The 11,573-nt window shown below is 73.7% G+C and carries 11 protein-coding genes; 6 read left to right on the forward strand and 5 right to left on the reverse strand.

Annotated features, from left to right (window positions below):
* Window positions 1–18 precede the first annotated feature (18 nt).
* Window positions 19–735: an MIP family channel protein gene (locus ACIO9J_RS00600; RefSeq protein WP_401990254.1), complete on the reverse strand. Its 717-nt coding sequence runs from the start codon at window positions 733–735 to the stop codon at window positions 19–21.
* A 268-nt stretch (window positions 736–1,003) separates the two neighbouring features.
* Between ACIO9J_RS00600 and ACIO9J_RS00605 the strand changes: the two genes are divergently transcribed.
* On the forward strand, window positions 1,004–2,593 hold the full coding sequence (locus ACIO9J_RS00605) for a sigma-70 family RNA polymerase sigma factor (RefSeq protein ID WP_401990257.1): 1,590 nt from the start codon (window positions 1,004–1,006) through the stop codon (window positions 2,591–2,593).
* A gap of 47 nt (window positions 2,594–2,640) precedes the next feature.
* On the opposite strand, the gene ACIO9J_RS00610 is transcribed toward ACIO9J_RS00605, so the two are convergent.
* Window positions 2,641–3,747 carry a hypothetical protein gene (locus ACIO9J_RS00610; protein WP_401992972.1) on the reverse strand — a complete coding sequence of 369 codons (1,107 nt, stop codon included), beginning with the start codon at window positions 3,745–3,747 and terminating at the stop codon, window positions 2,641–2,643.
* 431 nt (window positions 3,748–4,178) lie between these two features.
* Here ACIO9J_RS00610 and ACIO9J_RS00615 point away from each other — a divergent pair, with 431 nt between their 5' ends.
* The gene (locus ACIO9J_RS00615; protein WP_401990260.1) at window positions 4,179–4,769 is read left to right on the forward strand and encodes a M23 family metallopeptidase; all 591 of its coding nucleotides are present in this window, start codon (window positions 4,179–4,181) and stop codon (window positions 4,767–4,769) included.
* A 12-nt stretch (window positions 4,770–4,781) separates the two neighbouring features.
* Here the strand turns inward: ACIO9J_RS00615 and ACIO9J_RS00620 are convergent, their stop codons facing one another.
* Both ACIO9J_RS00620 and ACIO9J_RS00625 read right to left on the reverse strand, forming a co-directional pair.
* Window positions 4,782–5,603 (reverse strand): phosphoenolpyruvate hydrolase family protein, encoded by an 822-nt coding sequence (locus tag ACIO9J_RS00620; RefSeq protein ID WP_401990263.1) that lies wholly within the window; start codon window positions 5,601–5,603, stop codon window positions 4,782–4,784.
* Between the two features lie 28 nt (window positions 5,604–5,631).
* Window positions 5,632–6,885 carry a Tm-1-like ATP-binding domain-containing protein gene (locus ACIO9J_RS00625; RefSeq protein WP_401990265.1) on the reverse strand — a complete coding sequence of 418 codons (1,254 nt, stop codon included), beginning with the start codon at window positions 6,883–6,885 and terminating at the stop codon, window positions 5,632–5,634.
* A 153-nt stretch (window positions 6,886–7,038) separates the two neighbouring features.
* On the opposite strand from ACIO9J_RS00625, the gene ACIO9J_RS00630 reads away from it, so the two are divergent.
* Window positions 7,039–8,508: a PLP-dependent aminotransferase family protein gene (locus tag ACIO9J_RS00630; protein WP_401990268.1), complete on the forward strand. Its 1,470-nt coding sequence runs from the start codon at window positions 7,039–7,041 to the stop codon at window positions 8,506–8,508.
* Here ACIO9J_RS00630 and ACIO9J_RS00635 read toward each other — a convergent pair.
* On the reverse strand, window positions 8,493–8,807 hold the full coding sequence (locus ACIO9J_RS00635) for a cupin domain-containing protein (protein WP_401992975.1): 315 nt from the start codon (window positions 8,805–8,807) through the stop codon (window positions 8,493–8,495). The genes ACIO9J_RS00630 and ACIO9J_RS00635 overlap by 16 nt on opposite strands.
* A 121-nt stretch (window positions 8,808–8,928) precedes the next feature.
* Between ACIO9J_RS00635 and ACIO9J_RS00640 the strand changes: the two genes are divergently transcribed.
* From ACIO9J_RS00640 to ACIO9J_RS00650, 3 genes are all read left to right on the forward strand, one after another.
* A complete protein-coding gene (locus ACIO9J_RS00640; RefSeq protein ID WP_401990270.1) occupies window positions 8,929–9,879 on the forward strand; it encodes a GlxA family transcriptional regulator in 951 nt (316 codons plus the stop codon).
* Between the two features lie 310 nt (window positions 9,880–10,189).
* The gene (locus tag ACIO9J_RS00645; RefSeq protein ID WP_401990273.1) at window positions 10,190–10,522 is read left to right on the forward strand and encodes an STAS domain-containing protein; all 333 of its coding nucleotides are present in this window, start codon (window positions 10,190–10,192) and stop codon (window positions 10,520–10,522) included.
* 50 nt (window positions 10,523–10,572) lie between these two features.
* The gene (locus ACIO9J_RS00650) at window positions 10,573–11,415 is read left to right on the forward strand and encodes a DUF1206 domain-containing protein (protein ID WP_401990276.1); all 843 of its coding nucleotides are present in this window, start codon (window positions 10,573–10,575) and stop codon (window positions 11,413–11,415) included.
* Window positions 11,416–11,573: the final 158 nt, after the last annotated feature.

Below are 11,573 nucleotides of genomic sequence, written 5' to 3' on the forward strand. Positions count from 1 at the left end.
CCGGGACCGAGGCCTCCGTCAGGCCGCGGACGCCTTGTCGGCGATGACCCGCTCCTCGCCCGCGGGGTGGGTCACCCGGTGCACGAGCGCCGCGACGACGCCGCCCACCAGCGGGGCCACGATGAACAGCCACAGCTGGGACAGCGCGGCCCCGCCGGCGAAGAGGGCGGGGCCAAGGCTCCGCGCGGGGTTGACCGAGGTGCCGGTCAGCGGGATGCCGACCAGGTGGATGACGGCCAGCGCGATGCCGATCGGCAGGCCGTCGAAGCCGGTCACCGCGACCCGGTGGGTGACGCCGAGGACCACGAAGACGAGCAGGAAGGTCAGGACCACTTCCGCGAGGAAGGCGCCGCCCAGGTTGATGCCGACGGCGGACCGGTCGTCGTAGCCGTTGCTGCCGAAGGACTCGCTCGTCTTCAGGCCCGGCACCTGCTTGGCCAGCAGGAAGAGCAGGGCCGCGCCGACGATGCCGCCGAGGAACTGCGCGACCCAGTAGGTCACGGCGGTGCGCCCGTCGATGCGGCGCGCGCAGAGCATGCCCAGGGTCACCGCCGGGTTGACGTGGCAGCCGGAGACCGGGCCCAGGGTGTACGCCAGCGCGAGCAGCGTGAAGCCGAAGGCCAGCGCGATGCCGAGGGTGCCGATGAACTCGGCGCCGAGCACCGCCGACCCCACGGCGAAGAAGACGAGGAGCAAGGTCCCGATGAACTCCGATACCACCGCTCTGATCTGCACAGCAACCACCTCGCAGGCTCTGCCGGACCCCCCGGCCATCGTCTGCCGAGATGCCTGTCCGCGCCTGTTCTGTCGCGCCCTGACCCCGTGACGTACGCCCATTCGAGTGACGCCCACGCGTAAGGACCCCTTGTCCACCCGGGACCGGCGGCACGGCATAGTGGACCGCCGCCGACGGAATCCGACGGGTTTCTGTTATCGGGGCGGGCGGGGGGCGTCTCCCCTTTGTCGGAGCAGACGGACCCCCCACAGAGGAAGTGGACACAGCGTGAGCAGCGAACGCCAAGCCGCGATGGTCAGAGCAGCGCAGGACGGGAACCAGCAGGCGCAGGACGCGCTCGTGGCGGAGTATCTTCCGCTGGTCTACAACATCGTCGGGCGCGCCCTGAACGGGCACGCGGACGTGGACGACGTGGTGCAGGAGACCATGCTCCGCGTGCTGGGCGGCCTGGACGGGCTGCGCAGTCCGGAGACGTTCCGCAGCTGGCTCGTCGCCATCACCATGAACCAGATACGCGGCCACTGGCGGGAGCGTGCCACCGGCGCGATACCCACCGGCGGTCATCTCGGTGACGGGTACGACGTGGTGGATCCGGGCGCGGACTTCGTGGACCTGACCATCACCCGGCTCGGCCTCTCGGGCCAGCGCCGCGAGACCGCCGAGGCCACCCGGTGGCTGGACGAGGACGATCGGGCGCTGCTGTCCCTGTGGTGGCTGGAGTCGGCGGGCGAGCTGACGCGGCCCGAGGTCGCCGCCGCCCTGGAGCTCGCGCCGCAGCACGCGGCGGTGCGGGTCCAGCGGATGAAGGCGCAGCTGGAGACGGCGCGCGTGGTGGTGCGCGCCCTGTCGGCCGCGCCGCGCTGCGCGGGCCTGCAACAGGTGACCGAAGCCTGGGACGGACTGCCGTCGGCGCTGTGGCGCAAGCGGATCGCCCGGCACGCGCGCGGCTGTCAGGTCTGCGAGAGCCACTGGTCGAACCTGGTGCCCGCCGAGGGGCTGCTGGTGGCGCTGGGGCTGGTGCCGGTGGGGGCCGTTCTGGCCAGCAGGCTGCTGCCGCCCACCGACATGGTCGGCGTCGGCTCCACCACCTCCCTTTCGGGGCAGGCTCCGCCGTCCGCGCGGGCGCTGGCCCGTCGGGAGCGGGCGACGCGCCGACGTCGCACGGCGGGGGCTGCGGCCGCGGTGGTCGCGCTCGTCGCCGGTGGCGCGGCGGTGCATCTGCTCACCGAGCCGGACGCGGACGAGAGCACGCCGTCGACCGCGGCCGCGCCCGCATCGGCGTCGGACCGGCCCACGGCGTCGAAGAGCCCGTCGCCCTCGCACTCCCCCTCGCCCTCCGCGTCGCCGAGCCCCAGCAAGTCCAAGGAGAAGGCGAAGCCGAAGAAGAAGCCGTCACCGACGCCCACGAAGACCAGGTCGGCGCCCGCGCCGAAGCCCGAGCCGGAGAAGCACGATCCGGCGCCGCAGCAGCCGAGCGGCGACGCCGCGCAGGTGGTCTCGCTGGTCAACGCCGAGCGTTCCAAGGCGGGTTGCGGTCCCGTCCGCTCCAACGACAAGCTCGCCACCGCCGCGTCCAAGCACTCCGCCGACATGGCGGCCAGGGACTACTTCGACCACACGAGCCCGGACGGCACCGACCCCGGCGACCGCATCACCGCGGCCGGGTACCGCTGGAGCACGTACGGCGAGAACATCGCGCGCGGCCAGCAGACCCCCGCCTCGGTGATGGACTCGTGGATGAACAGCCCCGGCCACCGCGCCAACATCCTCAACTGCGACTTCAAGGAGCTGGGCGTGGGCATCCACAACGGCTCCGGCGGCCCGTGGTGGACACAGGCGTTCGGCACGGCGCTCTGACCCGCGCGGGGCCCGCCACCGCCCCGTACCCGGGGCGGGCGGCCCCGTCAGCCGACCTGCTGCGTGTGGAACTGTTCGAGCCGCCGCTGGGCGAGCAGCAGCGTGCCGCGCTGGCGTCCCGGGACCTGGCGGCGCAGGGCGACCAGGGCGGGGCCGAGCCCGCGGACGGTCTCGGGGTCGCGCACGCGGTCCCACAAGTGGTGGGCCCGGTCCGCGGCGGCCTCCACCTCGGCGGAGTCGGGGGCCTGGCCCGCGGAGAGCCGGGCGGCGGCGACGGCGAGCCAGGTCTCGCAGCTGCGCGCCGGTTCCCCGGCGAATCTCGCGAGGTCCGCACGGACCTCCATCCAGTGGATGACCTCGCCCGAGCCGGGACCGTGCATGCGCAGCGCGGTCTGTTCCCAGGTGGCGGCCATGGACGCGGCCTCGCCGTGCCGGCCCGCCTCGACGGCCGCGGTGATCGCCGCGTGCGGGTCCATGTCGGAGGCGGTGGGCGCCTGCCGGTAGGGCCCCTGCGGCATCGGGGCCGCGCCGGTCGACGCGAGCAGCAGGTCCTGCGCGTCGTCGGCGACGGACTGGATGGCGGCCTGCTGGTGGAGTTGGGGCAGCGGCGGCCGGTGGCCGCTGCGCAGGACGGTGGCGAGCGCCCTCATGTACGCCGGCGTCTCGATGCCGCGGCGCCGGACGGGCGGGGCGATCCGCCCGTACAGGGCGACGCCGGGTCCCGCGTCGAGCGGGTGCCGGGTGAGGGTCGCCCAGCTCTCGGGGTCGGTGTGCAGGTCGGCGAGGATCGTCGTGTCGCCCGCGGGGCGCAGCCGCAGTTCCTGGGTGATCCAGTGCCAGGGCAGTCCCGTGTAGCGCATGGTCGCGGGCGTCGACCTGGCGAGCGCAAGGTGCAACTGCCGCTGGCGGCGGTCGAGATGGACCTGCCCGACGAGGTAGATCGTCAGGGGTCCCGGCGCCATGGCGGCGGCGCGCAGCCGGGTCAGGACCGTCTGCGGGTCCAGCGGGTCGGCCAGCTCCACGACGCTGGCGGTCGGGGTTCCGGCGAGGGCCGCCGGTGACACCGCCGCGAGCACGGGAAGTACGGAGGCCGCGTCCACGAGGCGGCCCTTGCCCACCGGAGCCGCCGCGACGAGCAGCGCAGTTCCTGGCACCGGCCCCTCCCTCTCGATCACCACGGCAGCACCGTATCCGCTGTTTGCGCCGGGCACGACAACCGGACAGGCGGTCTGTACGAATAACCGGTCCCCCGGCGCCGGGGACGATCACTTCGGCCGGCGTGTCCCGCGGGGCCCGCCCGCACATCGTACGGAGTGAACTGACTATAGGTGTGCAGCAGTTGACCGGGGCGTTCGGCGTGGCGGGTCCGCGCGGCACGGGCTTTCCCGCCGGGTGCCACCGGCTGCTCGGTCCCGGGAAGATTTGCCGGAACTTCTCCCGGCGGCCCGCTGCCCCGCCCCGGCCGCGTACACCGGATGGCGCAGTCGGCGTGCGCATCGCGGCCCCGACCGGTCTGCTGGCTGAAATGGGCTACCACATAGACAGCCCGCCTCGAGCGGGCACCACACGACGTGACGCACTGGGCATGGCCGCGGCGCTTCTGGCGGGCGGTGCGCTCTCCTTGCGGGCGGCCACCCCGGCATCGGCCGAGGAGTCCGAGGACTCCTGCACGGCCCACTACGACGCCGAGTTCGAGTCAGCGCTGGCTCGCGGCGACGAAGAGATACCCGACGACGACCGCGGACTCGCGCAGTTCGGACCTCCAGGACGGTGTGCCCTGCCCCTGCGGCGGCACTACCGGATCACCACCCAGTACGGCGTGCGCGGCGACTGGCTCGCCGGGTACCACACCGGCATCGACCTGGCGGTGCCCAGCGGCACCCCCGTGTACGCGGTCGGCGGCGGCACCGTGGTCCTGGCCAGCTGGTCGGGGGCGTACGGCAACGCCGTCACCGTGCGGATGCCGGACGGGCACTACGCGGTGTACGCGCACCTCTCCCGCATCAGCGTCCGCAGGGGCGCCCGCGTCCGCACCGGTTCGCGGCTCGCCAGCAGCGGAGCCACCGGGCGCGCCACGGGCCCCCATCTCCATCTGGAGATACGGGCCCGGCGGCACTACGGCTCGGACGTCAGTCCGTTCAAGTACCTGGCGCGGCGGGGCGCACGCCTCTGGTGAACTCCCCTCGCCTCAGGGCGTCAGGGACTTGAAGGCCCTGGTCTGCTCGACGATGGCCTGTTCCGTGGGCAGCCGTTCGATCGACGAGGCGCCGAAGAAGCCGACGATGCCTTCGGTGTGTTCGAGGACGTACCGTGCGTCCTCGGGTTCGGCGATGGGGCCGCCGTGGCACAGCACGAGCAGGTCCGGATTGACGCGTTTGGCGGCGTCGTGCATCTCCTGCACGGCGGCCGCCGCGTCGTCGAGGGTGAGTGCGGTGCCCGCGCCGATCGAGCCCTTCGTCGTGAGTCCCACGTGGGGCACCAGGACGTCGGCGCCCGCGCGTGCCATGTCCGCGGCCTGCTCGGGATCGAAGACGTAGGGCGCGGTCAGCAGGTCGCGCTCGTGGGCGGCGCGGACCATGTCGACCTCCAGGCCGTAACCCATGCCGGTCTCTTCGAGGTTGACGCGGAACGTGCCGTCGTACAGGCCGACCGTCGGGAAGTTCTGCACGCCGCTGAACCCCATGGCCTTGAGCTGGTCGAGGAAGAGGTCCATGCGGCGGAAGGGATCCGTGCCGCAGACGCCCGCGAGGACCGGGGTGTCCTTGACGACGGGCAGCACCTCGCGGGCCATGTCGACGACGATCTCGTTGGCGTCGCCGTACGGCAGGAGTCCGGCCAGCGAGCCGCGCCCCGCCATCCGGTAGCGGCCCGAGTTGTAGATGATCAGGAGGTCGACGCCGCCGGCCTCCGCGCACTTGGCGGAGAGGCCGGTGCCCGCGCCCGCCCCGATCACTGGCTTGCCCGCGGCGACCTGGGCGCGCAGCCTGGCGAGTGCTTCCTCGCGGTTCATGGTGTTCTCCTTCGTGTGCGGGTGACGGTCAGTGGGCTGCCGCGCCCGCGGAGCGCTCGGTGATCAGTTCGTGCAGGCGGTCGGCCATGGCGATGGCGAACGACGCGTCGTTGATGTGCGCGTCGATCTCCCGCAGCCGTACGCCGCTGCCGCGCACCGTGGCGCGCAGCGCCTCCAGGCCCGCGGTGTCGGCCACGCCGTCGTCGAAGGGGCCGCCCGTCACGTCCACGGCGGACAGACCGCGCAGCGGCCAGAAGAGTTCGGCGGGGCCGCGGGCGGCGGCGAGCTTGTGGCCGAGGACGGTGCCGAGCTCGGTCATCTCGTCGGCGGTGGTCCGCATCAGCGTCACCGTCGAGTTGTGCACCAGCAGGCGCCGGTCGGCGAACCGCTCGGGCACGGTCGCCGCGGGGCCGAAGTTGACCATGTCGAGCGCGCCGGGCGCGACGACCTGGGGGACGGCGGCGGCGCCCGCCGCGGTGAGCCGGTCGGGGCCCGCGCTGAGCACGCCGCCGACCAGTTCGTCGGCGAGTTCGGTGGTGGTCAGGTCGAGCACGCCGTCGAGCATGCCGTCGGCGGCGAGCTTCTCCACGGCGCGGCCGCCCGCGCCCGTGGCGTGGAAGACGAGGACCTCGTAGCCGAGTTCGGCGAGGCGGGCGCGGGCCGTGTCGACGGCGGGCGTGGTCACGCCGAACATGGTCGCGGCGACGACCTTGCGGCGCGGACCCGCGAGCTGCTCGTGGTTGCGCTCCCTGCGGCGCGCCATGCCGGCCGCGGCGGCGGCCGCGTTGCCGAGCACCTGGCGCGAGACCGAGTTGATGCCGGAGATGTCGACGACGCTGTACATCATCGTGAGATCGCTGCTGTCGACGTACGGCGCCACGTCTCCACCCGCCATGGTGCTGACCAGGACCTTCGGCACGCCGATGGGCAGGGCCCGCATGGCTTGCGCGGCGATCGCCGAACCGCCGCTGCCCGCCGCGGCGAGCACCGCGTGCAGCCGGCCCTCGCGGTGCAGGTCGAGGACGACGCGGGTGAGCCCCTCGGCCATCGCGGCGACCGCGGTGCCGCGCTCCCCCGCCGCGCGCAGTTTGGTCAGGCTGTGCCCGGCGGCCCGCGCCACCACGTCGGCCGGTACGTCCGGGGTGGGCGCGTGGGCGGGCGGCGGCTGGACGCCGATGTCGACGAGGAGGACGTCGCTGCCGTACTCCCTGAGGCGTTCCCGCAGCCAGGCGTACTCCTCGCCCTTGGTGTCCAGGGTTCCGGCCAGCACGACGGTCGCCATGTCCTTCACACTCCTTCTTGTGCGCGGTGCTGCCGATCCTGCGTCGCCGCCGGGGCCCTGGCAACGACCAGTCGGGCCCGATTGGCCTGCGCGTCCTGCCTGGTCATGGGGCGTGCGGGGCGAACGGTGGCCCGTGTGGAGGAGGATGGGCGCATGGCGAAGATTCCGACGGCCCGGTTGTCCCGACTGCTCACCGGCTGGGCCGCCGACGGGTCGGGGCCGCTGCCCGGACGGCTCGCGGCCGCCCTGCGGGAGCTCGCCGAGCGTGCGGACGTGCCGGCGGGGTCGACGCTGCCCTCGCAGCGCGAGCTGGCGCTCGTGCTCGGTGTCAGCCGCTCCACGGTGACCGCCGCGTACAGCCTCCTGGAGGAGTCGGGCTGGCTGGAGAGCCGGCGCGGCAGCGGTTCGCGGCTGCGCGGCTCGGGATCCCTGGACCAGGGTGCGGGCGAGGGCAGGCTCGCCAGTTTCGACGCGCGTACGGGCACGGTCGACCTGTCCAGCGGCGCCCTGGACGGGCTCGGCACGGTGGGTGACGTGGTGGGCGCACTGACGGCCGACGACCTTGCGCCGCTGCTCGGCGCCGACGGATATCTGCCGTACGGGCTGCCGGAGCTGCGCGAGGGGATCGCCGCGTATTACCGGGCCGCCGGGGTGCCCACCGGGCCCGAGCAGATCCTGGTCACCTCGGGGTCGCAGCAGGCGGTGTGGCTGGTCGCGCAGGCGCTGGTCGACCCGGGCGACACGGTGGTGGTGGAGAACCCGACCTACCGCGGCGCCCTGGAGGCGCTGCGCTCGCGCGGCGCGCGCCTCGTGCCGGTCGGCGGGGACCGGCCCGGCGGGGGCCCGGACGGCGCCGATCCCGAGGCGCTCCGGCGGTTCGGCGCGCGGGTGCGGCCGCGGCTCGTGTACCTCCAGCCGACCGTGCACAATCCGACCGGCCGCAGCCTGGACGGGGCGGCGCTGCGGGCGTGGGCGACGGCGCTCGCCGAGCGGGAGCTGTTCACGGTCGAGGACACCTCGTGCGCGGAGCTCGCCCTGGACGGCGACGGGCCGCCCGTGCCGCTCGCCGCCCGGCTCCCCGAGGCCTCCACGATCACCGTGGGCACGCTGTCGAAGCTGTTCTGGGGCGGCCTTCGGGTGGGCTGGGTGCGCTCGTCGCCGCAGGTCGTGGCCCGCCTAGCGAAGATCAAGACGTCGGTGGACCTGTCCTGCCCCGTGGTGGAGCAGCTGGTGGCGGTGCGGCTGCTCGGCCGCCTTCCGCAGGCGCGCACCACGCGGCGTACGGCGCTGCGCGGGCAACGGGCGGACGCGGAGCAGCTGTTGCGGTCCCTGGCCCCGCACTGGGAGTGGGACCGTCCCGACGGGGGCGCCGCGCTGTGGGTGCGCGTGCCGGGCACCGACACGGAGGCGATGGCCCAGTGGGCGCGGCGCCGGGGCGTGGCCGTGGTGCCGGGGTCCGCGTTCTCGGCGGTGGACGGCTTCAGGGACCGGCTGCGCCTGCCGTACGCGCACGGGGTTGAGGCGCTGGAGCAGGCGCTGCCGACCCTCCTGGAAGCCGCGGGCCGCAGCCGGTCGGAGAAGTCCTCCGACCGGGCGCGGGAGAGGTCTCAGCCCTCGGGGTAGAAGACGAAGAGCGTGCAGCCCGTGGTGGTCTGCGGGATGTGCCAGGAGCCGGCCGGGGCATGGATGAACGAGCCCGCGGGATAGGCGCGTTCGCCGTCGTGGAAGACCCCGGAGACCACGAAGACCTCCTCGGGGCCCGGTTCGTGCACGTCGATGCCCTCCCAGTGGGAGCCCGGATCCATTTCGAGCACCTGGGCGCTGGCGCCGTCGGCGCCGCGCCACAGCGGGCGCAGCCGGATGCCGGGGAAGAGTTCACGGACCGGGGCGTCCCGCACGGCCGACCACACGTAGCCCGCCATGGCGTCCTGGTCCGCGTGGCCTGCCGACGCGGGGGTCTGTTCTGTCGTCATGGCTCAACACTGTCCGGCGGTGGTCGACCCACCCAGTGTCAGAAAAGTCGTGCCGAGGTACTTTCCTGCCATGCACCGTGTCGTCGCCCTCGTCCACGAGCCGCAGTCCCCCTTCGAACTCGCCTGCGCGGCCGAGGTGTTCGGGAGGGAGCAGCAGGGCCTGGAGAGGCGGTACTCGTTCGGGGTGTGCACCGAGCACCCCGGCCAGGTGGCGACGCGCGCCGGCTACGACATGGTCGTGAGCGACGACCTCGACGCGCTGGAGCGGGCGGACACCGTCGTCGTGCCCGGCTGGCTGCCCCCGCGGGAGCCGCCGTCCGACGCGGTCGTGGCCGCGCTGCGCCGGGCGCACGGGCGGGGTGCCCGGGTGCTCAGCATCTGTTCCGGCGCGTTCGCCCTCGCGCACGCGGGACTGCTCGACGGGCGGCGGGCGACCACGCACTGGGCGCTCGCGGACGAACTGGCCGCGCTCTTCCCGGCCGTTCACGTCGATCCCGACGTCCTGTACGTGGACCACGGGGACGTGGCCACCAGCGCGGGGTCGGGCGCGGGCGTCGATCTGTGCCTCCATCTGGTCCGCGCCGACCAGGGTGCCGGATACGCCGCGCACGTCGCGCGGAACATGGTCATGCCGCCGCACCGCGAGGGCGGCCAGCTCCAGTACGCGGCGCCCGCCCACCCCGTCCAGTTCGACGGGTCGCTCGCGCCGCTGCTCGCCTGGTCCCGTGAGCGGCTCGCCGAGCCGATCGGCATCGAGGACCTGGCCGCGCGGGCGGGCGTCTCGGCGCGCACGCTGGCCAGGCGCTTCGGCGACCAGCTCGGCGTCAGCCCCGGCCAGTGGCTGCTCGCCCAACGGATCGGCCTGGCCAGGGAGTTGCTGGAGTCCACGGATCTTCCGCTGGAGGCCGTCGCCCGGCGCTCCGGACTCTCCTCGGCCACCAATCTCCGCCGGCGCTTCCTGCGTGCCACCGGCACGACACCGGGCGGCTATCGCAGGGCGTTTCGCGCGACACCGCGCTGACCCGGCACCCGGCCCGGGACACCCGGCAGCGCGGACCCCAAAACCTTCAACTACTCTCCGTAATCGACCACTTGAAGCCTGATCATCCGCACTCGATCCTTATTGCCGCCCCCAGACAAGGGTACGAATAGCCCTGAGCGGGCACGATGCAGATATGACTTCGGTGCCGCCCAGGACCCCGGTGGCGTCCGGCGCCGGTCTATGTACGCCACGCCACCGCCGATACGATTACTCTCTGTGAGGAGACAGGAAACTGCTGGACTGGGAATCGGGCACCGCCGACTTCACCTTCGGCCTGCATCACGACGTGGTGAACGGCACTGATGTCCTTGCGTTCTGGGGCGAACTGGATGCCTGGGCCGACCAGGAACTCGCTCCGCGTGTGACGGCACTTCTCGACCGCGCAGGCCACCAGGTCGTCGCGGACCTCCGGCAGGTCACCTTCCTCGACGCCGGCGGCCTGCGCCTCCTTGTGCGGATCAGACGACAAGTGGCCGACAATCAGGGCATGTTGTGGCTCGTGCCCGGCAGCTCGCGCAATTGGCGGGTGCTCTGCATCACCCGACTCGACCGGGCCTTCACGGTCCCCTCCTGCGACCCGGTCGCGGGGGCACGGCCGTGGGCCAGAAGCGGGTTCCACTGACAACTGACACAGGCGGGCATGAGCCGCTCCGACCTGGGCACTTGGGATCCATGCGATTTCCCCATGCGAAAGGCAGCGGCACCGTACAGGCGCGGCGGGTGGCCAAGGGCCGCACCGTCGCCGCCGTGGCGCGCGCAGGATTCGTCGGCCGCGGCGTGCTCTATCTCCTGGTCGGCGCGATCGCGCTGCGGATCGCCTTCTCCGACTCCGGCGGACAGCAGGCCGACCGAGGGGGCGCGGTGGCGGAGATCGCCGACCGTCCCTTCGGCAACGCGCTGCTCTGGCTGCTCGGCGCCGCTCTGGCCGGCATGGCGCTGTGGCGCCTGTCGGAACTCTTCTTCGGCCAGGCGGGTCCCGAAGGACGTTCGGCGAGCAAGCGGGCCATGTCCGGCGGGCGCGCCGTCTTCTACGGCTTCGTGTCCTACTCCGTCCTGGCCTACGCGGCGGGCGACAAGGGAAGCGGCAGCGGATCGAGCGACAAGCAGACCCAGGACGTCACGGCCAAGGCCCTCGACTGGCCGGGCGGGCAGTGGATCGTGGCCGCCGGGGGCGCCGCGGTGCTCGGCGCGGGACTGTGGATCGCGGGCCGCGCCCTGCTGCGCAAGTTCCGCGACCGGCTGCGGATCGGGGAGATGTCCCGGCGCGTGCGCCGCGGCGCCGACGTCCTCGGGGTGACCGGCGGGACGGCGCGCGGCGTGCTCTTCGCCACCGCGGGCGGCTTCGCCGTCGCGGCCGCGCTGCGGCACGAGCCCGGCAAGGCCAAGGGCATGGACGACACCCTGCGGTCCTTCACCGATACGGCCGCCGGTCCCTGGCTCCTCGCCCTGATCGCCGTCGGCCTCGCCGCGTTCGGGCTCTTCTCGTGGGTCAACGCGCGCTGGCGCAGGATCTGACGCGACGACGCCACACAGCGCGGGAAGGGCACCCGTGGCGGGGGGGCGCCCCCCCCCGCGCGGGGGGGGGCCCCCCCCCCCCGGGGGGGGGGGGGGGGCGGGCCCCCCCCCCCCCCCCGCCGGCCCCCACCGCGCCCCCCCCCCCCCCCGGGGCCCCC

It is taken from the genome of Streptomyces sp. NPDC087300, assembly GCF_044744425.1.
In the GTDB taxonomy this organism is placed as follows: Bacteria; Actinomycetota; Actinomycetes; order Streptomycetales; family Streptomycetaceae; genus Streptomyces.